Raw genomic sequence first — 21,042 nt, 5'->3', positions numbered from 1 at the left:
CAATTTCTGCGCCAATTTATCATACTTTTTAAAAATCTATACTATTTTTTATATTTTTCAAAATTATATTTTTATTCTTCTCATGCAAATATGTTGGATTAAGCTTTCCTTTTTGATATTTCAGGTATGTTCCTGCTGTTTTATCCACAAGCAGCTTTGTAAAAAATCGCTCCCAACTGAAATATTCCTGACTTTCTATATAATTCTCAGGTTTGTCTATAATATCCTTAATCTCTTTGTCTTCAAGCAACTCAGAACTGAGTATAATCCACTCAAATGATTCCGGCAGATATAACTTTATATTGCCTTTTTCCACAGACATTTTATATAATGCATCCATTTCCGGGCCAATTGCTGCACCGTCAGCTATTACACAAATACTCTCTGTTTCAGCTTTTAGTTGTTCTAGCATAGCAAATATTTTTGTTTTTCCACCAGCGCTTTCACACACTATATTTTTTTCTTTCGATATTGCCTTGAAATACTCATATCCAGAATTTGTATCTTCAACAATTATTTTGTCAGGTTTACATGAAAGATCCTGATTTAAAGGATAAATATGATACATCTCCTGATATATTTGTTTTGTGTTCTGATACTTTCCTGAAGAATACAGTCCATATATTTCTTCAACACTATATGGCAGATTGTACAGATTTTCTCTTGTTATTATCACAAAATAATTATCTGACGCCTTTACAAGTTCAGCAAACTCTTGCTGTCTTATAAACTGATTTTCTTCATCAATAAAAATGATATTTCCTGATAAATTTTTGAGCAGCATCTGCCACAGGTTTCCCTCAAGAACTGTGCACGGGGCATCACATTCGATTTCAATTCCGCTTGCATTACCCAGATTTGCAAATTGTCTGATCATATTTATGAGTGTTGTTTTCCCTGTAGCACTGTCCCCTTTTATTATCGTGATATTTCTTTTTATTTCAAATTCATAATGAAGTCTATTGTTTTTCACAACAATTTTATGCTTACCCTTCATACCTTCTCCTATACATATTTACCTGCAACACTGATGAATTCAGCCATACTGTGAACCATCTCTCCCGTATTCAGTATCTTTGCCTCAAAATCTTTGCCAAAATCCATTATATGATGCAGATTAATTGTCAAATTCTTTTTGCCCGCAATTCTCAATATCCACTTTGCGCAGTTATCACCACACGCTGAAGCGTTAAAAATTTTTCCGCTATCATCAAAAGCCATCAGCATAAGGGTTTTCACTCCACCGGACAATTCCTTTGTGGATATCGGTCCCAGTATCGGGCTTTGTACCAGATGTGGTCCAATGACGTCTGATTTATCTATATCTTTTATCATTTTGACAGACAGCTCATCCGTTATCCATTCATCTTCATATGTGTTATCAAAATACACCGGAGGATGGTAAATTGCATTTTCCATATCCCCTAAATATATATTTAACATTGAAATCCTCCATCCCATCTGTTAGGATTCTAAAGTATACGCTATGATACGATTTATTGTCAAGTTTCTAAGCATTTACACTGCTCTCACCACAGCAGTGATCAGTTCTGTAAACTGCTTTGCCACGCGGTCTGCGGTTTCCTGCACTTCCTTGTGGTTGAGCTTTTTGTCGGATAGTCCTGCTGCCAGGTTGGTGATACATGAGATTCCGCAGACCTCAAGCCCCATATGACGCGCTGCAAGTGCCTCACAGGCTGTGCTCATTCCGACGGCATCTCCTCCGAGGATTTTACACATCCTGACCTCGGCCGGAGTCTCATACTGCGGGCCTGTGAGCTGTACGTAGACTCCTTCTCTCAGCTTTATGCCCAGCTTATCTGCCTTTTCTTTTACGATTTCCCTCATTCTGCGGCTGTATACCTCGCTCATATCCGGAAAACGCTCGCCCAGCTCATCAATATTGGCTCCGATCAGTGGACTTGGTATGGCTGTCGCGATATGGTCCGAAATCAGCATAAAGTCTCCCGGATTAAAATCAGTATTGAGACCACCTGCCGCATTTGTGAGTATCAGCTTTTTTGCGCCCATCATTCCCATGAGGCGTGTCGGTAGCACAACGTCTGTTATCGGATACCCCTCATAATAATGGACTCTGCCCTGCATGATGACAACAGGCACACTATCCACATATCCAAATACAAACCTGCCTTTGTGTCCGGGAACTGTGGATGTTGGAAAGCCCTTGATATCCTTGTAATCTATGGTTGTCTCTATCTTAATCTGCTCTGCATAGTCTCCAAGTCCCGAGCCCAAAACTATGGCTGTCTCCGGTACAAAATCTGTTTTTTCACGCACACTTGCAAGGCATGTGGTAAGTTTTTCATATATACTGTTCATTTTTTTCTCCATATATTTTCTGTTAAAGTTTAAAAAATTCCTGAGATATTACCCCTTAAAGCTCTTCAAGAATAGAATGTCCGATGGTACCCTCCGGCATTTTTACGCCGAAGTTGTCAGTAATTGTGGCTCCAATTACCGCAAAGGTGGCTTCCTCCTCAATTGCACCGCCGCCCTTCATGCTCTTTGAATACGCGATAAACGGCACATACTCGCGTGTGTGGTCCGTTCCCTTGTAGGTAGGGTCGTTTCCGTGGTCTGCGGTCAGTATGAGCAGATCATCATCCCTTAGCTTTTCCATTAAAATGCCCAGATTTTTGTCGAATTTCTCAATTTCCTCTCCGTAGCCTGTCACATTTCTGCGGTGTCCCCACAGTGCATCGAAATCGACCAGATTCACAAAGCACAGCCCGGTAAAATCTTTCTCACAAATATCAATGGTCTGCTCCATTCCATGAACCGAGCTCTTTGAGCGGAATGCCTCTGTAATGCCCTCTCCGCAGAAAATATCATTGATTTTGCCGACTGAAATGACATCCAGTCCACTGTCCTTTAATGCATTTAATGCAGTAAGACCTGTAGGCTTAAGCGCATAGTCGTGCCTGTTTGAGGTTCGCACGAACTCACCCTTTTTCTTTCCCACATATGGCCTTGCAATGACGCGCCCTACTCTCCACTCGTCCTTGAGTGTTATTTTTCTGGCTATCTCACAGCAGCGGTAGAGATTCTGTAAATCAAAGGTCTCCTCATTACCGCAAATCTGAAGCACCGAATCCGCTGACGTGTATACAATCATCGAACCGTTCTTTATCTCTTCCTCTCCGAGCTCCTCGATTATCTCAGTGCCGCTGGCGCTCTTGTTGCCTATGACCTTTTTTCCGCACTGCTTCTCAAGCTCAGCGATGAGCTCCGGTGGAAATCCGTGCTCTGTGAAGGTCTTAAAGGGCTTTTCGGTTTTTATGCCCATCATCTCCCAGTGGCCTGTCATCGTGTCCTTGCCATTGCTTGCCTCTGCCAACCGCGTAAATCTGCCGATTGGCTCAGCAGCCGGCTGCATCTGACCGCCACAGTGCAGATTGAGCATTCCAAGCCTTGTAAGATTTGGGATGTCGAGAGTCTGCATCCTCTCAAGTATATGTCCAAAGGTGTCTACATCTGTGTCTCCAAACCTTTCCGAGTCCGGCATCGCGCCGATTCCCAGAGAATCCAGGACTATCACAAAAATTCTGTTGTATTTCTTCATAGTGTCATACCTCCATTTTCCGGTCCGTAAATTTGCACAGCGGGGAGCTGTTAAATCTCCATAAGTCTCACGGCACTATACCAGCTGTCTGAAAATCCGCTCCTTCACGGCATCATCCGCAAATGCCACGTCCAGTGCATTTTTCATCATAAGCGGCAGCTCCTCATCGCGTATGCCATATGTTTTTTCTATGAACTCAAGCTCTTTAGATAAAGTTGTGTTGCTTACGGTGCGGTTGTCTGTGTTTATTGTGACCTTTAATCCCGCATCCAAAAACTCCCTGATGGGATATTCATCTGCAGATGCCACCGCCTTTGTCTGTAGATTGCTTATTGGACAAAGCTCGATGCCTATGCCCTTTGCCGAAAGCTGCCTTTCCAGATCATCGTGACCTCTCATGGCTATTCCATGGCCTATCCTGGCTGCGCCGGCCTCCACTGCATCTATAATATTCTGTGCATTTCCACACTCTCCCGCATGGATTGTAAAAGGCAGCCCGAGCTGCTTTGCATATTTGAAAAGCTCCATGAAGCCGGACATAGGATAAGGCACCTCAGCACCTGCGAGGTCTGCCGCGCACACACCCGCGCCTAAAAATTCCCTTGCGGTGTGCAGCATGCGTCTGTTTTGTTCCTCGCCGTGATGCCTCATGGCGCACACAATAAGCCCATATTCTATGCCAAAATCCTTTTTACCTCTCTCAAGTCCCTTAAGTGCAGCCTCTATCACGCGCTCACAGCTCATGCGCTCATTCTCTGAAAGCAGCGGTGCAAAACGGATTTCCGCGTATACGACGTTTTCCCGGTGCATGCCCTTAAGCACATCATAGGCGGCTCCCTCAAGCCCCTTTTCATCCTGGATGCACTGCCCCGGCAAGTCAAATTTCTCCAGATACTGTGCAAGACTTGTGCAGTCATCCGACACGCTAAGCTCTGCCTCCTGCACTGTCCTGCCAAGCCTTTTCTCGACAAATTCACGGCTTAATGAGCCATCCAGATGGCAGTGAAGCTCTATTTTCGGCAGCTTTATTATATTGTCTCTTATATTCTCTTCTCTCTCCATATTTCCCCCATTTCCGGTTTCCCACTTCCTGTTGAGGCGGCTAATGTTCACACGACCATATAATCAACAACTATTACAGACCATTATGCAGCCCCTTAAAGGTACAGCTACAGGTCGCTCTACTCAAGGTTCGCAGGTCCGAACCCCTGCGGGAGCATATCCTCAAGCGTAAAAATCCTATAATTTTCCCTGTCAATCGCCAGTATTATTTTAAAGGTCTTCGGATTACAAAACTCCATCATAACCTGGCGGCATACTCCGCATGGCGCTGTATAACCTGTCGGTTTTTGGTTCTTTCCGCCCACGATACATATTGCCTCAAAATCCCGCACACCTTCACTCACTGCCTTGAAAAATGCTGTCCTTTCCGCACAATTTGTCGGTGTGTAGGCTGCATTTTCTATATTGCAGCCGGTGTAGACTGCCTGATTTTTTGCTAAAAGAGCCGCACCGACATTGAAGCCTGAGTACGGCGCATATGAAAAATCAAGCTGTGCAATGGCTGTATCAATCAGTTTTTCAATTGTTTTTTTATCCATATATAATTCCCCGGTTATTTATTGTATACGAAAATTCATTCCATAGCCTTAATAAGCTTCACCACACGGCTTGTCCCAAGCCTGTCAGCGCCAAGCTCAAGAAATCTTTCTGCATCATCTAATGAAGAAATGCCTCCGGCAGCCTTCATCTTCACACCCTCTCCGATATGCACTGAAAACAGCTTTATATCATCAAAGGTCGCACCTGCCGTGCCAAAGCCTGTAGATGTCTTGATGTAATCAGCCCCTGCGCTCGTTGTGATATCGCACATCCTGATTTTCTCATCATCTGTGAGAAAGCAGGTCTCGATGATGACTTTAAGCACCTTATCCTTGCATATGGACTTGAGCTTCTTTATTTCATCCTCTATCAGCTCATACCTTTTATCCTTGAGCCAGCCGATATTGATGACCATATCTATCTCCTTCGCTCCGTTTGCAAGGGCATCCTCTGTCTCAAAGGCTTTCACCGCAGTGGTCGAATATCCGTTAGGGAAGCCTATCACTGTACAGACCTTTACCCTTTCACCCAGATACTTTGACGCCTGACTTACATAGCTCGGCGGTATGCAGACCGATGCTGTGTGATATTTTATCGCATCATCGCATATCTGCCTGATTTCGTCCCATGTAGCCTGTGGGGATAAAAGTGTATGGTCAACGTGTTTTAAAATTTCATTTATATCCAATGTCTGTTCTCCGTTTCTGTGTTTTATGTCTGACTTATTCTCCGGCGCAATCCTCACTAATGAGATTTCGCACTGCCGAAACCGCCACCTGAACCGCCATGTCAGTATCGCGTACCACAGGATTCTCAAGCCCGAGCTTTTCCCTCTCCTGATTTGCGACCACAAGGAAGCATGAACCTGCCCTGACTCCAAGCTTTGCCGCAACGACAAAAAGCGCGGCTGACTCCATCTCTGACGCAAGACAGCCAAGCATCCTCCATGCATTCCATTTATTGATAAGCTCGTAGCCTGCCGGCATTTTTTCGGGCTCGTGCTGTCCGTAAAATGCATCCTTGCACTGCACCACGCCTGTGTGATGCGTAAAGTTTTTCTGCTTTGCTGCCGCAACAAGCGCGTTTGTGACATCTAAATCTGCCACAGCCGGAAACTCTATCGGCGCATACTCCTTTGATGTGCCCTCCATGCGGATGGCGCCTGTCGCAATCACGATGTCACCGCTTTTCACATCTGTCTGCATGCCTCCGCAGGTTCCGATCCTCACGAAGGTATCTGCACCGCATCTGTACAGCTCCTCCATCGCTATAGATGCGGATGGTCCGCCAATGCCTGTCGATGTCACACTGACCTTCACTCCATCCAATGTGCCGGTGTATGTGATAAACTCCCTGTTGTCAGCTATCAAGACCGGATTGTCAAGGTACTGAGCTATTTTAACACATCTCTTCGGGTCTCCCGGCATGATAACATACCTGCCGACCTCTCCCTTTGCGACCTGGATATGATACTGTCTGTCAGGATCCTTTGAATAATTTTTCATGTAATGCCACCTCCCACAGTTTTCTTTTGTTAGCTTTAATTATACACAATTTCTGTGGTTTTGTGCAGAGGAAAGGACATTTTCTTACAATCTATAAAAACTACAGCGGGCAGAACCAGTATCCGAACACTCCGCTATCGACATCCGCTGCATTTGCCGGGGCGGCCGGCTCAAATTCCGTGAAGCCGAATATCCCTGCCATCATGCGCTCCTGCGGCTCGCTCACGCCCGGCACTCCGAGATATTGCCTGCCATCTGTATCCGTTTTGATGACGAGATGCTTATAGTTTGCGTAACCGTGTGTAAGAAAGCTGTTGTTGACTATGTACCAGTTTTTGGCCGGAAGCGTGCGAAGCTCTGATATGTCTATGCGCCGGATTTTGTCCTGACTGTCATCAACATTTTGACTATGAACCTCTTTCTGACAGCCCGGTTCAGGCTTAGGAGTCGATACAGGGTTTCTCTTATTTGATAACTCTGCTTGTACCTTGAGTGGTTTTCCTATTACTGCTTCCGTGTTATCCGTCCAGCAACTTGCCAGAAATTTTTCATCTGCATTTTCCAGTTCTATTTTTACACCGAGCACCTGCAAAAATGTCTTTCCACTGTCCTTTACGTTTTCGGTATCTACATTATATATCTCTCGCGCTTCACCGTTTTTTACCGTAAGCTCTCCTGCCTCTATGGATTCTTCCGCTTCATATACCAGATACACTTTTCCTTTTCCAGAGTATTTTCCGAGATTTTTTATCTGTACGAGAAATGCACTTTTTTCTCCGTTTATTTCTACTTTTATAAAGCCTGCATTATTTCCTTTTATTCTGCCATCATATAAATACAGGTATGTAACGAATCTCTTCATGCTTATTTACCCGCCTGCGCGTTTTGTACTATTCTATGAGTGGAGCAGTGATATTATGTGTATTATTAATTTATACTTGATTTATAGCTATTCGAGCCATCTTGTGAAAATAAAATAGGAATTATTCTTATTTTCCTCTTGACAATTATAGTACTATCATGTATATTGATATCAGTAACAATTCCTGATTTCATTAAAAAGGAGATTCATATGATTAAGTATAGTCGTCAAAGAGAGTCGATAGTCAACTTTCTGGCGAGCCGGACCGATCATCCGACTGCTGAAACTATCTATCAGAATATCAAAAAAGAATTTCCAAACATCAGTCTTGGAACTGTTTACAGAAACCTTTCCTTGCTTGAGGAAATTGGTGAGATCATCAAGATTTCGACCGGAGTCGGTCCTGACCATTACGATTACAACACAGCGCCTCATTATCACTTTATATGCAGAGGCTGCGGACGCGTGATGGATATCGATTTGGACTTCGCCGATGAGCTGATGACACAGGTGCAGGAATCCACTGATTTAGCCATTGAGAGCTGCTCAGTTTCGTTTACGGGACTTTGCCCGGATTGCAAGAATGAGCTTTCCTAGAGCCTGACAATTTTTACAACAATTAAACATTTATTTACTATCTTTAAAAGGAGGAACATTATTATGGCAAAATGGGTTTGTACAGTTTGTGGATACGTTTATGAGGGAGAGAATCCACCGGCAGAGTGTCCGGTATGCCACGTTGGCGCAGATAAATTCAAGAAGGTTGAGGGAGATTTAACACTTGCTGCAGAGCATGAGTTTGGAGTATACGCTTCAACTGTTAAGAACAATCCTGAAATCTCTGATGAAGATAAGAAATACATCTTCGAGCAGTTAAAGGCTAACTTCGAGGGCGAGTGCTCTGAGGTAGGTATGTATCTTTGCATGGCTCGTGTAGCTCATCGTGAGGGATATCCTGAGATTGGTCTCTACTGGGAGAAGGCAGCTTACGAAGAGGCTGAGCATGCAGCTAAGTTTGCAGAGATGCTCGGTGAGGACCTTGAGCCTAACATGAAGGCTACTACAAAGGACAACCTCGCTTGGAGAGTTGACTGTGAGTTCGGTGCTACAGCAGGAAAGACTGACCTTGCTAAATGTGCTAAGAAGAATAACCTCGATGCAATCCATGATACAGTTCATGAGATGGCTCGTGACGAGGCTAGACACGGAAGAGCCCTTAAGGGACTTCTTGACAGATATTTTGGTTAATTACAAAATAGATAAATATTATTTGAAAATGCAACTCAAAAACCAGTTCGTAAAAATGTCATTTTACGAACTGGTTTTATTTTGGTCATGTTCTGCAAACTTGAAGTTATCAGTCTGTTTCATCTTTTTTATAACTTTTATTGGATCTCCCAGCCGTGATAGTGGGTGCCATCGTAGCTGAAAGTAAATCTGTAATTTGTCAAATGTATATCCTTCAAAAACGCTTTGGAATCTCAATTCACAGCAGCAATGTTGAATCAGTCCTGCTCCTATTCCATGTGTGACTGCATTTCCCACTTCCTCAAGCACGGTGAGTTTTGGTGGCTCATTCAGTTCCCTGTAGTGCTGTCTTTTTGCTCTTTTTGCCTCTTTCTTCTCTTCTTTTCTCTTTGTCCTGCTCAGCTTTCTGCTGAGTGCTCATATCTGATTCCGAGTTCTTTATTTCTGCCATATTTAATCCTGAAACTTCTTTCTTAAAGATACCGCACTTTATATTACACTCTCGCTGTTGATTTTGAACCGCTCAAATAACACTCACAAAAGTCCCGCCTCACTCGTAAAAAGTAATGCAGGACTTTTCCTATAACATTTATCTTGGCCATCTCTTCTCTACCGGTAGTAGTTCTTTAAACTTCTGATGAGGTTCACTCTGATACCAGTATGCCACACTTGAAAGATCGTCTTGTCGCTCAAACAATCCATTATGACTAACCCCTATTTGCTGTACCGTTACTTTCAGATTTTCCTCAAAAAATACAGGATCAGGGATATGCCATCTGTAAAATCCACGCATTGGCGGACAATCATCATTATGATATTGATTCCAAACAAGTGAATCATGTCTGGAATAAAATGGATATCCCAAATATGGGGTAGAATAATTCTGTTCTACAATTCTGCCATTTTCATTTGATGCGAAACTCCAGGAACCTCCGAAATAGTCTTCCATTCCTGTTCCACATATTGTTGGATATTTTTCATCTCCATCAATGTAGAATTTAACTTCACCCTCTCCCCACCAGTACCTCTGCAAAGCTGAAAGTCCCAGATAAGTACCTACATAATGGCCACTTCCTTTTACATTATCAAGAATAACATAATCTTTTCCAATTTCAGTGATTGCCTGCCTTCTCCACTGAGCATGAAAATAAGAAGTGTCTTCTGGAAGCGAATCATACAGGCAGTAATCAATCTGATAAAAAAAGGCCGGTATTGGATTTTTATGCTGATTCTCAATAGTAATGCGAGCATGTTTATGAAATGGCATTGCAAAATAAGAATTAAGTCCTCGTGATGGAACAACAGTTATAATAGCAGAATTCACAATACATTCCTGGCCAAATCCACAACAGAAGAAATCACCCAATGGCACTTCTACCGACGGATTCTCTTCTCCATCCCAGTACATTCGCATAATCAGATCCCTCAGTACAAAACAGTCACCTTCCGAGGTCTTACTGTCAACAGTTATCCATATATGCTGGATCACACCTGGCCCCTCAATATCTGCCAAAACTTCTTCCTGTCCCGGTTGAATATTATTCAAACACGGGCTTCCCTTACGTGAAGGTCCAAGCGGGCTGGCTGCCATCCCGCCTTTTCCTTTTTCTCCTGTCCTGTTCTCAGCATTAATTGCTCTGCTTTTCCCATGTGTCAGATAGGGCATCTTTGAGATATCTCCCGGAAATATCATTTCATATCCTCCTAATATCATTCTATTTATCAACCTTTAGTTGCTCCCATTGTCATACCTGCAGTAACCCATTTATTAAGTGCAAAATAAATAATAAGTGGTGGAAGTATAGATATAACGATAGCTGCAAATGTTAAACCCCAGTCTACATTACCAAATGCTCCCACATAATCCTTCAATCCCATTGCAACTGTTTTTGCATTACTGTCACTGATAAATGTATTTGCAAAAATAAAATCATTCCATATAAGAATACTATACATGGATGCAATTGTAATTATTGTATTTCGTGCCAATGGAAACACAATTTTTATAAATGTAACACCTGGATTACATCCATCTACAATAGCCGCCTCAACCAGCTCATCCGGAACAAAATCATAGAAACTTACAAACATCATCACAGCCAGAGGAAGAGCAAATCCAACCTGTGGTAAAATCAGTGAAAAACTTGTATTCAAGATTCCCATTTTACTATAGAAAATAAACAGTGGAATCAATGTAATCTGTACTGGCACCATGATTCCGAACGTAAAAAATTTATAAATTTGTTTTTTTCCACGTATTCTGAATTTTGACAATGCATAGCCTACTGTCGAACTGAGAAAAATAATCAGAATCAGTGAGATTCCCGTTACTTTTAAACTATTCCACATATAAATGCCTATTTTTCCATCTGAAAATACCTTTATAAAGTTTTCAAATGTCACCACTTTCGGCAAAGCAAACGGCGTTGTAGACAATTCTATCGTCGGCTTAACACTTGCCATAAAAAGCCATATTATAGGATAAACCTGAATAAGCAGAAAGGCAAGAATAACTATCGCAAATACAATTTTTCCAATTTTCTTTTTCATGATTCTTTACACTCCTTCCGCTCTGAAAATATTTTACGAAGTATAAATACCACCAACATACTTTCAATAATGATAAACACTGCCAGAGCACTACCATAACCATATTGGTTATTGGAAAATGCTTTCTTATACATGTATGTAGAGAGCAGCTCGCTTGCATTTCCCGGTCCTCCACTTGTAAGAAGAAATGGAATATCAAATCCTCTCAGCGCACCTGTCAAACACATAGTAAGAGTCAGAAGAATAATATCCTTAATCAATGGAAGTTTTATTTTTAACAGAATTTGGAAATCTGTTGCACCATCGACTTTTGCTGCTTCGTATACAGATGGATCAAGCGAAATTAACGCTGCATAAAAAATAACCATATACATTCCTGTAAATCTCCAGCCTTCTGGCACTGACACTGCCATAAGTGCAGTGTGAATATTTGCCAGCCAGGAAGTAACCATTCCTTCCATTCCTATAGCCTGAAAAAACTGATTTATCAGCCCCATAGGTTCTGTTGCATACATACTTCTGAACAGCTGTGCGATAGCTACAGTTGTGATAATACAAGGAACATAGTATAAAGTCTTAACAAATGTCACATGTTTTTTCATAAAAGTCAGTAATACAGCAAAAACAAGTCCGATTCCAAGCTGCATAACTACCACAATAAGAAGATAAATCAGATTGTTTAAAAATGATTTATAAAATGTTGGATCATGAAACATTGTAACATAATTTTGCAGACCTGCAAAAGTTTTATCACCAATTCCGTTCCATTCCATAAAGCTTAACCTAATAGACTCTTCAATTGGATAAAAAACTGACAAAATATAAAATAACAGTCCAGGTAATAAAAATATAAAAAACCATTTTCTGTTCTTAATTACGCCCATATTGCCCTCCATGGTTTTAAATACAGGATGTCTGGGAGAGTCTTCTCCCAGACATCAAACATCCTTAGTTTTTCGCGTTGGTTGCAATAGAATCATCTATCAGTTTGCAGAAATCATCAACTGACATATCCCCGGATGCAAGAAGCAATAAATTATCCTGCATAGTTGTATTAGTATCTGCATCCAGATATGTATCCCATGGTTTCAGGAACTGCGCACCTGTTTTATCCATATCATCACGAATTCTAAGATACAGATCTGAGAATTCTACATCTGACGGAAGTTCTGTTTTGATTGGTGACATCTGCTGTTTTGCTGCATATTTTTCACCATAGTTATCCAGTACGTAAAGTATAAAGTCTTTGGTTTTTGCATCAAATGTTTTTGCATTGAATGCCATTCCGATTCCAGAGTTTACGCAAAATTCACTTGCATCTGTTTTTCCGTTTTCGATAGTTGGAAGATAGAAATAATCTATTTTTCCAGCTTTATAAGCGTCCTGCATAGCTGCAATCTCCCAATCACCAATGTAGTACATTGCGGATTTTCCATCCAGGAACATCGACTGTGCAGTTGCATAATCCGTTGCTGCAAATCCATCATTAAAATACTGTCCAATATTCTTCATGAATGTTGCTGCCTCTTTACCTTCATCTCCGGCCATTTTTTCTTTTCCATCACGAAGATTGATAATATAATCGTTACCAGATTCTCTAAACGGCATCATTGCCAGATATCTCTGTACCGGCCATCTGTCAACACCATCTACTGAAATTGGTGTTACTCCATTTTCCTTCAACGTTTTACATACATCCAGCCACTCATCCATAGTTTTCGGTACTGATAAACCATATTTGTCAAAAATTTCCTTATTATACCAGGTCATTTCAACATGATATTCCAATGGAAGTGTATACATGGATCCGTCTGTAAATTCCTGATATTTCAGAGCAGTCGGATAAAAACTATCATATTTACCATTATCCTTCAGGAATTTTTTTACATCTACAAGCATTCCTGCATCAACCAGTTCCTGGCAATACGGATCTGCGTCAATATCAATGATATCCGGCATATTTCCACCTGCAATCAATGTTTTCAGTTTCTGCAAATATGATGGTCTATCAGCTGTAGTTTCAAATTCAATCTTCCATTTTCCACCCATCTTCTCACTGTATTCATCTGCGATTTCATGCATTACCTGATCAATCGCTCCGTCAACCGGTCTTGACGTAAACCATTTTACGGTAGTAACGTCCCCGCTGTCTTTACTTTTCTTTTCTGCATCAGCAGACGTCCCACATCCTGTTAATAAGCTACCAGCCATACACAATGCCAACATAGCACTAATTATCTTTTTCCTCATATTACTCGCTCCTTTTTTCTTTATATTGAATTAATTTTACATCGCCTTGTACTACATAAATACCTGCATAACCATCTTTATGATTATACATCCTGGTCGAAAGAACAATTTCATCATTAATATACACTACGCAGATATCTTTTTCTTTTATGATGTGAACTCGATATTCTTCCGCTTTTGGCAGTTTTCTTGCAGTTTCTATCTGATAAGGAACATCTCCCTTTATCTGCCACTGATATCTTCCCTGTTCTCCTCTTGGCCACATATCCCATGCAACTAATTGATTTTTAGGGTTCATACGTAAGAAATAACCCGTTTCGAGTTCTTTATCCACATGTAACGCAATTCCAAATTCATGGTATCTCTCAGGCTTTATTACCATATCCAACGCAAAAGTATCACCTTCTAAAGGATATAAAAGAGCCCCCAGCGTATCACTTTCAACGCTGACTCCATCCTGCGCCTGTACCATCTTGCAGTTATATAAAGTTTCTTTTTTCAATTCAATCTCTTTCGAAAAATAATCCAGCACTTCCGGAATAGCTTTAATTCTAAGTTCTCCGTTTTTCGAATTCTGAATTATTTCATGAAAATTCATTGTTCCGCCCCATTCCCATGGACCAAAATCAGTATTTCCATATTTGCTCGCTATCCATCCGAAAGCAAATCGTCTTTTGCCATCAGAAGCAGTCTTGATTGCATAATCAGCTCTTGTATCAAAAACATCATCATCAGGTATTTCCCATGGGCCATTCCAGTTTTTCGAAATACGATAATGTGTTGTAAACTGATCTGAAAATGTTGAAAATACCAGATACCAATATTCGCCCATTTTAAACAGTTCAGGACATTCCATCGTAATATACATTTTAGGATCATAAAAAGGTTTCTCATAAGTCCAGTTTATTAAATCTTCGGACTTACACAATGCAATGCATCCACCCCTGAGATCTCCTCTGTTCGTCACTCTTGACGCCAACAGCATATAATAGCATTGGTCTTCGTCATTCCAAAAAACAAAAGGGTCTCTCCAGTCAAACTCTTCATACTGTTTTCCATCTGAGACAAACAAAAAATCTTTTACTGTCTCCAAATTTTCCAGATTTTTCCCTGTGGCCTGCATTACAGATTGAATTGTTTTACCGCGAAGTTTAAAATCCTCATTATAAGCGGTATAAAAAACATGATACAATCCATCTTTTTCACATTTGATAACCGATCCTGTATATGCGTTCTTGTTGGCATCATGAATACCACCTCTTGCAATTGATTCACCTTTATAATCCAGATTAACAAAATCTTTGGTCTCAATCAGATGCCATGTAGTATCTTCGGCATATTCTTTATCACGTATTCTTGGATCATGAAGATAAAATCCATAATAGGTTCCGTTTTCATAATATGGAATCAAATCACCAACCCAGGCATTTTCTGGTTTATAAAATAATCGCCCCATTTTTACCCTCCTTTTGTTTATAAAATAATTGCCTCATTTTTGCCCTCCTTTTTGCACCATTTGCACATTTCGTTTCATGCATTTACATTATCATATTCTTTGCATTGTTTCAAGTTTTTGCACAGTATTTTCTCTTTTTCCCTCTTTTCTATATTTTAGCCTCATATTTTTTGTGCATTATTTATATTATTCTCTTCTTTTTCCGTGCATTTTGTGCATTTTGTTTTTATATTGTATTGTTTGCAATTCGTGCATTTTGTGTTATACTATATCTGAAACATATAAATACAATATAAAAGGAGTTTACTATGAAATGTACCATTCAAAATATTGCTGATCATCTGGGGCTTTCCAGAAATACTGTTTCAAAAGCCTTAAAAAACAGTTCTGAGGTATCTGAAAATACAAGAAATCTGGTTATAAAGACAGCTTCTAAGCTTGGTTATAAAAATGCCACTTTCGCCACCCCTGTCATACCTGCCTCCGAAACAGGCAGCAATGGGACGATTCTTTTCCTTACCAGAACTTACGCTTCCGACTCCGAATTTTGGACCACCGTTTTACGAGGAATTGAATCGATTCTTTCAAATGCGAATTATCATCTGGCAATCAGTATCATGTCCGACAGTGATCTAAAACAACTCAATTTCCCACAAACTATTTCTGATTCTTCTATCAAAGGAATTATTCTTGTTGAGATCTGTGATAAAGTTGTATGCGATGCCCTCTCACAATTTAATCTTCCAATTGTATCTGTAGATATGCCAAATGTTCCGTTTGAAGAACTAAATGGAATAGATGTAGTCACAATGGAAAGTAAAAAGAATCTAAAAAAAATAATTAATCAACTTATAGAAAAAGGAGCTGAAAGCTTTGGTTTTGTTGGAGACCTCTATTCCCCTAATGTAAGCCGTGGATTCCAGGAACGTTATAATGCCTTATCCGAGTGTCTTGCTGAACATCAGCTTCCACTTAATCAGAAGAATTGCCTTCTTCATCAAACGCCGGAGGATTTTCGGAATTTTCAGACCACAGTTAATAATTTGCAAGCTATGATATCACTGCCAGATGTATTCATCTGCGGAAATGACTGGACTGCTATCCAGTTGATATACGCACTGCAGTTCCTTGGTTTCCAGATTCCCAAAGATATATGTGTTGTTGGATTTGATAACATCCCTGCTGCTTCCAGAATTTCACCGTCATTGACAACCATAAGCACTCCTCAGAAATATCTAGGTATTGCTGCTGCAAGACAAATTCTTGAAAGAATTCAGCATCCTAATTGCCCTCATGTTTTCTGTCAATATGAAACAGAATTGATCATTCGAAATTCGACTAATATAACATCTTTTTAATAACTCAATTATATTTATATTGATATATCGGAAAGATTATTGTTGATACACTGCCTGTCAAAAAGTCGAGTTAATAATTGTGTTTTTGAAAGCGGACGACTATATGAAAACATCGTTTGCATCGAGCTTCTTCGCCGTGGATACGATGTTTATGTCGGCAAGCTCTATCAAAAGAAAATCGACTTTGTTGCTCAGAGAGGCAGCGAGAAGATTTATATTCAGGTCAGCGACAACATTTCCGGGCAGGAAACATTTGAGAGAGAACACTCTCCTCTGCTTCAGGTTCGAGATGCTTATCCGAAAATGATTATTGCCAGAACCAAACATCCCCAATATAGTTATGAAGGAATCGAAATTCACGATATAGCCGATTGGTTACTACAAGAATAAGCAGGGTGAAATATCAGTAGTTAATGAACCCCCCTGCTTACATGGAGGTGCATTAGCATAATAAAACCGCTTGTCAGAAAAGCGTTCAAATGGTAGTCTTTTCATGGGCGGTGGTGTCTTTCTGTATTGAATTGTTTTGTGTGGTAACTTTACAATATCAAATACTGGTAAGAATTGCCATTACCTATTTTATTATTGAGAAAAAGAAAGCCGTAAATACGCAAAAAAACAGTTCGTAAAAATATGCTTTTACGAACTGTTTGTATTTTTGGTCAGTTCTGCAAACTTGAATTTATTACTCCAAAATAACCGGAAGCATAATCATAATAATTCCAAATAGGGCAAATAGAATACCACCTATTTTTGTTGTTTTCAAGTAAAACTCAGATGGTTCATCTGCACGATAAGATTTCCATTCTTCTGTTAATTTCCATATTAAGCCCGGCTTTAAGAAGATAAACATACCTAACGCAAAGATTATGATTCCACCACCAATAGACCACCACATATTTACCATCTCCTTTAGCAAATTCCGATTTCTCAGTTTCAAAAACTGGGAGTTGTTTAACTGATTCTATAATGTCCTATGATATCATCACGATGTTCCAGTATATCCTCTTCATAATATATTTGATATGGGTTTGCATGATGAATAACAAAACATATACCTTTTCGATTTCTCTTGTCAGATATAATGCCGATATGTTTTTTAAATACAACAATATCTCCACCTTGCCATTCTTCTATTTCATTTATATCTGTAGTAAGACTTATTGCATTATTATCGAAATATACTTTTAAGTTTTTAACTCTTCTAAAATCTATATTTTTATCAACGGCATCTATATCATATAATTCTTTATTGTTTTTTATATCCTCATTTACTAATACCATCAAATCATATCCTGCATCTTTTAAAGCAAAAGCTACTACATCAGTACAAACCCCATATTCATCATCTGGATAACCTGTGTTGTAATATTTGCTTTTATATTTTGGATTAGTTTTTATGTAATTATTTGCATTATTTAATATATCTGTTTGGTCATCTATGCCATCATTGTCTTTATCAATATTGCTCTTGTAAGCTTCTATATTGAAATCTGCATTTGTATATTTTTTATGTGGAATATAATTAAAACAATACAACACATATAAAGCAACAATTATTAGCACCGAAAAAACAATAAGCGTTATTCTCTTCTTCATACATTCTCCATTAAACAACTTGCGAGTTACCAATTTCATTAAATAATAAATTAGCTACTTTTTCCTCTAATGACAGATATACATCTCCACCAAACACACTCTGATAAACTGCTGCCAAAATACCTTCAACATCTAATCCACCATATAGTCCCATATATCCGGCATTTTGAAAAATCGCAAATTCCTCATTCGTAATAACTCCTGCATTATGTGCTGTCTCTGCCAACATTTGATTCCACTGTTTGATGTCTCCCCTGACAACAAGTCTTCTGTTATCTTCGTCCAGTTCATTAAAATGGTCAGCAACCTCCTGTCTGTATGTCTGGATTGCAAAATAAGTCTGTCCTAATGCAATGACCTCTTTTCTTGGATCTCCATTCTGAACGATCAGATAACATGCATATCTTGACAGTTCATAATCTTTTTTGGGGTTCGTGGTGACTCCAGCTTCAACGATTTTCCTGACTTCAGGAAAATCGTCTGGAATACTGTGCCCGCTGTTTTCACATGCGATCATTGCTCTTTTAATTACTTTTGCAAAGTTCTCCCATTTTGCATAATCAATTGCCTCATTTTTATAGCTTTTATTGTGTGCAAAATAATATCGACCACAAATAAAAATAACAACAGTTGTAGATACTATTATGAAAAACCAAAAAGTGTTCAGAAATTGAATACATTAAGTCCTGTTTCTTCATCATAAACTCTGTCAACTTTTCCATCAATTACCGTAATAACGAGCTCGCAAGTTGCACTTACAACAGCTCTGTTCAGATGTCCTCCAAACACTTCACCTTTTTCATTACCGGCACTCAAATGAAGATGTGCATAATATTCTCCATCCATTGTATTGATTGTACCTGTCAGCGATGTTATTTCATAATAGCCTTTAAAACTGTTTGAGTAATATTTCTTCTCATCTGTCTTGTATACTCCGACTGTGAAATCATTGATAGCTCCAAGAGCATTAATACTGGCAAGCTTTATATTCTCAGTTATGGCAATTGCTTTCAGTTGCTCCAAAATCTCCTCCCCTTTGTCAATTCTCGCTATTATTATATTATCAAATTTTCTGTATTCCATTATGTTTCCTCCGTAACTTTCGATTGAGATTTAATAACTGTTCGGTTGCAAATTTCTCCAACATTTTCTTCTGGTTTATGATACTGTTGCTGTCACCGCTTTGCTCATCATCACGGGATAATACAACAACCACTACATTGTTTTATATTGAGTTCGCCTAAATTATAAAAAGCTACTTCAGCACCTTGTGTGTAATGGCATAGTGGAATTTATTCTGTATGGTGGCATAAAAATGATATGCAGTATCTGAATCTCTGTCATAATCAATGCTGCACTCGGCAAATATATCCGTTATCTGTTGCCATATTCTGCGTTCGCTGGCACGGATGGAGCGAACTCTTTCCAGCAATTCACGGAAATAATCTTTTCCAAAAGCTGTTTTACCCTGTTTCAGGCGCTCATCATCCATAGCAAAGCCCTTTATCATATATTCCTTCAAAATACCGGTTGCCCATATACGGAACCTGGTTGCCTGAATGGAGTTTACCCTGTAACCAACGGAAATAATGGCGTCCAGATTGTAATAATTGATAAGAATAGTCTGCGTTTTATACCGCGCAGCGTGCCACAGACGCATATCAGAAAGAAGGTGCCAAGTGGGAAGAAACCTACGGAGAGAAATCTCCGAAACCTGAAACCATACACAAAAAGATACAACGATATCAAGAGCAAGCTGACAAGCAGAACGTCAACCGACCTTACCAAAGCAGAGATAAAGGGGCGAGATAAAATCGCCCCTCTGCATTGTGTTAAATATTACAATTCGAAACAAAGAAAGAAGTTATGATTGTATCATTTTCAAACATACTTGATACATATTAAACAAATGCATATTATCTACTGTCTCTATTGTCTTCCAAATACACATCTCAACTCGACCATACGCATAAACTGACATATCTCCAGCAAACCCCAATAGTCTAGGTCTATTTACACCATGAAGTTTCTTTGGTTTTGATAAATAACCCCAATATATGTTGGGATTATTCTTAATAAATACTTCTCCAAAATACGCTGAAATATCAACTGCTATCATAATTGTATTTAGAGACAGCTTTCGTCTATCGCTCATAATATGTGCTTTTATCCAATCTGGACGCATAGCTGATTCCAACATTAATTCTTGTTCATCCTTTGTACACACCTCAATATGATTTGAAAACCAATCCCATAATTCAATTAATGAATTGGGTGTTTTATCCAATACCATACGCGTTCCCGTTAAATTAATATACTTTTCTAAATTCTGTATCCTCTGCTCTATGGTATCAATATACCATACAAAATATTGTTCAGCTTGCTTTTTCTTCATATCTTCAAATGATATAAGTTCAAACGGCGGGGTCATTCCATTATATTGCATACATGTCACCTCTTATAACTGTTAATGAATAACATACTGGATTCCATTTTGTGTCAAGAAATCAAGTAATTGTTGAGTTGCACCACCCCGACCAGTAATATCACTTCTAAAAAACTCCCAAACAACAGCGGTAACATCTCCATTTTTCATTAAATATGCATCTTTCAATATCTGCGTTTTTATTCTTCGGCTCAGACAGGTTGGCTTCATATGCAACTCTATTTCAATATTGGCCCACATACCTTCCACCTTTTACACATTAACAAATGTCTGAAAATATTTTTGTGAATTACCTGAGTGTGATATTGCCAAAGCTTGTTCTCCAGTTTGTCTATCTCATATTATTTTCTACGATTTCAATATCCGTCTCACCTACGGTTAAGATGTCTAATGTTTCGTAGTCATCGTTGACAAACTCTACTTCATATCCTCTCTTTTCTTCAAAATATACATATAAAATTGTACCAATACATCCCATCTTAACTTTGTCTGATAAATTTTTTGTCGCTTTTACTACTTGCAATTCTTCATACATAAATGCGTTCACCTTTTCTTACAATACTCAAAGATCTCAATCTGCTCA

General features: G+C 39.4%; 25 protein-coding genes and 2 pseudogenes. 4 read left to right on the top strand and 23 right to left on the bottom strand.

The genetic code is table 11. The annotated features are described in order from the left end of the window. Nucleotides 1–28: 28 nt before the first annotated feature. From EUBREC_RS01345 to EUBREC_RS01305, 9 genes are all read right to left on the bottom strand, one after another. Nucleotides 29–784 (bottom strand): translation initiation factor 2, encoded by a 756-nt coding sequence (locus tag EUBREC_RS01345; RefSeq protein WP_330367740.1) that lies wholly within the window; start codon nt 782–784, stop codon nt 29–31. Nucleotides 785–1,005: 221 nt separating this feature from the next. Beyond that, a complete protein-coding gene (locus EUBREC_RS01340; RefSeq protein ID WP_041253795.1) occupies nt 1,006–1,443 on the bottom strand; it encodes a DUF4869 domain-containing protein in 438 nt (145 codons plus the stop codon). A 75-nt stretch (nt 1,444–1,518) separates the two neighbouring features. Then, on the bottom strand, nt 1,519–2,340 hold the full coding sequence (locus EUBREC_RS01335; protein ID WP_118192962.1) for a purine-nucleoside phosphorylase: 822 nt from the start codon (nt 2,338–2,340) through the stop codon (nt 1,519–1,521). Between the two features lie 55 nt (nt 2,341–2,395). Continuing rightward, complete coding sequence (locus EUBREC_RS01330; RefSeq protein ID WP_012741221.1) at nt 2,396–3,583, bottom strand: phosphopentomutase; 1,188 nt, start codon at nt 3,581–3,583, stop codon at nt 2,396–2,398. Nucleotides 3,584–3,658: 75 nt separating this feature from the next. Beyond that, the gene (gene add, locus EUBREC_RS01325) at nt 3,659–4,645 is read right to left on the bottom strand and encodes an adenosine deaminase (RefSeq protein ID WP_041253794.1); all 987 of its coding nucleotides are present in this window, start codon (nt 4,643–4,645) and stop codon (nt 3,659–3,661) included. Nucleotides 4,646–4,764: 119 nt separating this feature from the next. Then, entirely contained in the window at nt 4,765–5,184 is a 420-nt protein-coding gene (locus EUBREC_RS01320) for a cytidine deaminase (protein WP_012741219.1), read from the bottom strand. A 35-nt stretch (nt 5,185–5,219) separates the two neighbouring features. After that, nucleotides 5,220–5,873, bottom strand: coding sequence for a deoxyribose-phosphate aldolase (gene deoC, locus EUBREC_RS01315; protein ID WP_041254412.1), 654 nt, complete (start codon nt 5,871–5,873; stop codon nt 5,220–5,222). A 34-nt stretch (nt 5,874–5,907) separates the two neighbouring features. Beyond that, the gene (udp, locus tag EUBREC_RS01310) at nt 5,908–6,690 is read right to left on the bottom strand and encodes a uridine phosphorylase (RefSeq protein ID WP_012741217.1); all 783 of its coding nucleotides are present in this window, start codon (nt 6,688–6,690) and stop codon (nt 5,908–5,910) included. A 100-nt stretch (nt 6,691–6,790) separates the two neighbouring features. Further along, nucleotides 6,791–7,552, bottom strand: coding sequence for a DUF6128 domain-containing protein (locus EUBREC_RS01305; RefSeq protein ID WP_012741216.1), 762 nt, complete (start codon nt 7,550–7,552; stop codon nt 6,791–6,793). A gap of 210 nt (nt 7,553–7,762) precedes the next feature. On the opposite strand from EUBREC_RS01305, the gene EUBREC_RS01300 reads away from it, so the two are divergent. Further along, the gene (locus EUBREC_RS01300) at nt 7,763–8,149 is read left to right on the top strand and encodes a Fur family transcriptional regulator (RefSeq protein ID WP_015517705.1); all 387 of its coding nucleotides are present in this window, start codon (nt 7,763–7,765) and stop codon (nt 8,147–8,149) included. A gap of 63 nt (nt 8,150–8,212) precedes the next feature. Next, a complete protein-coding gene (locus EUBREC_RS01295; protein ID WP_012741214.1) occupies nt 8,213–8,800 on the top strand; it encodes an NADH peroxidase in 588 nt (195 codons plus the stop codon). A gap of 325 nt (nt 8,801–9,125) precedes the next feature. Here the strand turns inward: EUBREC_RS01295 and EUBREC_RS16795 are convergent, their stop codons facing one another. The 6 genes from EUBREC_RS16795 to EUBREC_RS01270 form a co-directional block, all read right to left on the bottom strand. Then, nucleotides 9,126–9,251: a hypothetical protein gene (locus EUBREC_RS16795; RefSeq protein WP_012741212.1), complete on the bottom strand. Its 126-nt coding sequence runs from the start codon at nt 9,249–9,251 to the stop codon at nt 9,126–9,128. 138 nt (nt 9,252–9,389) lie between these two features. Beyond that, on the bottom strand, nt 9,390–10,493 hold the full coding sequence (locus EUBREC_RS01290; protein ID WP_041253792.1) for a glycoside hydrolase family 172 protein: 1,104 nt from the start codon (nt 10,491–10,493) through the stop codon (nt 9,390–9,392). 29 nt (nt 10,494–10,522) lie between these two features. Continuing rightward, nucleotides 10,523–11,350, bottom strand: coding sequence for a carbohydrate ABC transporter permease (locus tag EUBREC_RS01285; RefSeq protein ID WP_012741210.1), 828 nt, complete (start codon nt 11,348–11,350; stop codon nt 10,523–10,525). Further along, nucleotides 11,347–12,234: a carbohydrate ABC transporter permease gene (locus tag EUBREC_RS01280; RefSeq protein ID WP_041253791.1), complete on the bottom strand. Its 888-nt coding sequence runs from the start codon at nt 12,232–12,234 to the stop codon at nt 11,347–11,349. Before EUBREC_RS01280 ends, EUBREC_RS01285 begins: the two co-directional genes overlap by 4 nt. A gap of 64 nt (nt 12,235–12,298) precedes the next feature. Beyond that, complete coding sequence (locus EUBREC_RS01275) at nt 12,299–13,600, bottom strand: ABC transporter substrate-binding protein (protein WP_012741208.1); 1,302 nt, start codon at nt 13,598–13,600, stop codon at nt 12,299–12,301. Nucleotide 13,601: 1 nt separating this feature from the next. Further along, entirely contained in the window at nt 13,602–15,056 is a 1,455-nt protein-coding gene (locus EUBREC_RS01270; RefSeq protein WP_012741207.1) for a glycoside hydrolase family 32 protein, read from the bottom strand. A gap of 308 nt (nt 15,057–15,364) precedes the next feature. On the opposite strand from EUBREC_RS01270, the gene EUBREC_RS01265 reads away from it, so the two are divergent. Together EUBREC_RS01265 and EUBREC_RS17255 are read left to right on the top strand one after the other, a co-directional pair. Next, nucleotides 15,365–16,414 (top strand): LacI family DNA-binding transcriptional regulator, encoded by a 1,050-nt coding sequence (locus EUBREC_RS01265; RefSeq protein ID WP_012741205.1) that lies wholly within the window; start codon nt 15,365–15,367, stop codon nt 16,412–16,414. Nucleotides 16,415–16,507: 93 nt separating this feature from the next. Further along, nucleotides 16,508–16,804 (top strand): annotated as a pseudogene (locus EUBREC_RS17255) (ATP-binding protein); the annotation flags it as partial. A 295-nt stretch (nt 16,805–17,099) separates the two neighbouring features. Here the strand turns inward: EUBREC_RS17255 and EUBREC_RS01255 are convergent. The 8 genes and pseudogenes from EUBREC_RS01255 to EUBREC_RS01220 all read right to left on the bottom strand — a co-directional run bounded on the left by EUBREC_RS01255 (nt 17,100) and on the right by EUBREC_RS01220 (nt 20,994). Beyond that, on the bottom strand, nt 17,100–17,312 hold the full coding sequence (locus EUBREC_RS01255) for a DUF6199 family natural product biosynthesis protein (protein WP_015517695.1): 213 nt from the start codon (nt 17,310–17,312) through the stop codon (nt 17,100–17,102). A gap of 56 nt (nt 17,313–17,368) precedes the next feature. Then, on the bottom strand, nt 17,369–18,013 hold the full coding sequence (locus tag EUBREC_RS01250) for a DUF1287 domain-containing protein (RefSeq protein WP_041253789.1): 645 nt from the start codon (nt 18,011–18,013) through the stop codon (nt 17,369–17,371). A 10-nt stretch (nt 18,014–18,023) separates the two neighbouring features. Then, nucleotides 18,024–18,530 carry a hypothetical protein gene (locus tag EUBREC_RS01245; protein WP_012741200.1) on the bottom strand — a complete coding sequence of 169 codons (507 nt, stop codon included), beginning with the start codon at nt 18,528–18,530 and terminating at the stop codon, nt 18,024–18,026. Between the two features lie 146 nt (nt 18,531–18,676). Beyond that, nucleotides 18,677–19,096 (bottom strand): PPC domain-containing DNA-binding protein, encoded by a 420-nt coding sequence (locus EUBREC_RS01240; RefSeq protein WP_012741199.1) that lies wholly within the window; start codon nt 19,094–19,096, stop codon nt 18,677–18,679. 187 nt (nt 19,097–19,283) lie between these two features. Then, nucleotides 19,284–19,652 (bottom strand): annotated as a pseudogene (gene rhuM / locus EUBREC_RS01235) (RhuM family protein); the annotation flags it as partial. Nucleotides 19,653–19,877: 225 nt separating this feature from the next. Further along, entirely contained in the window at nt 19,878–20,459 is a 582-nt protein-coding gene (locus EUBREC_RS01230; protein ID WP_012741196.1) for a hypothetical protein, read from the bottom strand. A gap of 21 nt (nt 20,460–20,480) precedes the next feature. After that, nucleotides 20,481–20,699, bottom strand: coding sequence for a hypothetical protein (locus tag EUBREC_RS01225; protein ID WP_012741195.1), 219 nt, complete (start codon nt 20,697–20,699; stop codon nt 20,481–20,483). A 91-nt stretch (nt 20,700–20,790) separates the two neighbouring features. Beyond that, complete coding sequence (locus EUBREC_RS01220; protein WP_012741194.1) at nt 20,791–20,994, bottom strand: DUF4926 domain-containing protein; 204 nt, start codon at nt 20,992–20,994, stop codon at nt 20,791–20,793. Between the last annotated feature and the right edge of the window lie 48 nt (nt 20,995–21,042).

It is taken from the genome of Agathobacter rectalis ATCC 33656 (assembly GCF_000020605.1).
Classification (GTDB): domain Bacteria; phylum Bacillota; class Clostridia; order Lachnospirales; family Lachnospiraceae; genus Roseburia; species Roseburia rectalis.
The sequence above is the reverse complement of the archived record's forward strand: the minus strand, read 5'-3'. Positions and strand labels throughout refer to the sequence as shown.

Bases quoted from the DNA above. Each gene is read 5' to 3' on its own strand.
- EUBREC_RS01250 (WP_041253789.1), bottom strand. From the start codon at position 18,013: ATGAAGAAGAGAATAACGCTTATTGTTTTTTCGGTGCTAATAATTGTT.
- add (WP_041253794.1), bottom strand. From the start codon at position 4,645: ATGGAGAGAGAAGAGAATATAAGAGACAATATAATAAAGCTGCCGAAA.
- EUBREC_RS01280 (WP_041253791.1), bottom strand. From the start codon at position 12,234: ATGGGCGTAATTAAGAACAGAAAATGGTTTTTTATATTTTTATTACCT.
- EUBREC_RS01340 (WP_041253795.1), bottom strand. From the start codon at position 1,443: ATGTTAAATATATATTTAGGGGATATGGAAAATGCAATTTACCATCCT.
- EUBREC_RS01230 (WP_012741196.1), bottom strand. From the start codon at position 20,459: ATGCAATATAATGGAATGACCCCGCCGTTTGAACTTATATCATTTGAA.
- EUBREC_RS01290 (WP_041253792.1), bottom strand. From the start codon at position 10,493: ATGATATTTCCGGGAGATATCTCAAAGATGCCCTATCTGACACATGGG.
- EUBREC_RS01220 (WP_012741194.1), bottom strand. From the start codon at position 20,994: ATGTATGAAGAATTGCAAGTAGTAAAAGCGACAAAAAATTTATCAGAC.
- EUBREC_RS01275 (WP_012741208.1), bottom strand. From the start codon at position 13,600: ATGAGGAAAAAGATAATTAGTGCTATGTTGGCATTGTGTATGGCTGGT.
- EUBREC_RS01245 (WP_012741200.1), bottom strand. From the start codon at position 18,530: ATGATCGCATGTGAAAACAGCGGGCACAGTATTCCAGACGATTTTCCT.
- EUBREC_RS01225 (WP_012741195.1), bottom strand. From the start codon at position 20,699: ATGTGGGCCAATATTGAAATAGAGTTGCATATGAAGCCAACCTGTCTG.
- EUBREC_RS01320 (WP_012741219.1), bottom strand. From the start codon at position 5,184: ATGGATAAAAAAACAATTGAAAAACTGATTGATACAGCCATTGCACAG.
- EUBREC_RS01255 (WP_015517695.1), bottom strand. From the start codon at position 17,312: ATGTGGTGGTCTATTGGTGGTGGAATCATAATCTTTGCGTTAGGTATG.
- EUBREC_RS01240 (WP_012741199.1), bottom strand. From the start codon at position 19,096: ATGGAATACAGAAAATTTGATAATATAATAATAGCGAGAATTGACAAA.
- EUBREC_RS01295 (WP_012741214.1), top strand. From the start codon at position 8,213: ATGGCAAAATGGGTTTGTACAGTTTGTGGATACGTTTATGAGGGAGAG.
- EUBREC_RS01285 (WP_012741210.1), bottom strand. From the start codon at position 11,350: ATGAAAAAGAAAATTGGAAAAATTGTATTTGCGATAGTTATTCTTGCC.
- EUBREC_RS01345 (WP_330367740.1), bottom strand. From the start codon at position 784: ATGCTGCTCAAAAATTTATCAGGAAATATCATTTTTATTGATGAAGAA.
- EUBREC_RS01335 (WP_118192962.1), bottom strand. From the start codon at position 2,340: ATGAACAGTATATATGAAAAACTTACCACATGCCTTGCAAGTGTGCGT.
- EUBREC_RS01265 (WP_012741205.1), top strand. From the start codon at position 15,365: ATGAAATGTACCATTCAAAATATTGCTGATCATCTGGGGCTTTCCAGA.
- EUBREC_RS01330 (WP_012741221.1), bottom strand. From the start codon at position 3,583: ATGAAGAAATACAACAGAATTTTTGTGATAGTCCTGGATTCTCTGGGA.
- udp (WP_012741217.1), bottom strand. From the start codon at position 6,690: ATGAAAAATTATTCAAAGGATCCTGACAGACAGTATCATATCCAGGTC.
- EUBREC_RS01305 (WP_012741216.1), bottom strand. From the start codon at position 7,552: ATGAAGAGATTCGTTACATACCTGTATTTATATGATGGCAGAATAAAA.
- EUBREC_RS01270 (WP_012741207.1), bottom strand. From the start codon at position 15,056: ATGGGGCGATTATTTTATAAACCAGAAAATGCCTGGGTTGGTGATTTG.
- EUBREC_RS16795 (WP_012741212.1), bottom strand. From the start codon at position 9,251: ATGGCAGAAATAAAGAACTCGGAATCAGATATGAGCACTCAGCAGAAA.
- EUBREC_RS01300 (WP_015517705.1), top strand. From the start codon at position 7,763: ATGATTAAGTATAGTCGTCAAAGAGAGTCGATAGTCAACTTTCTGGCG.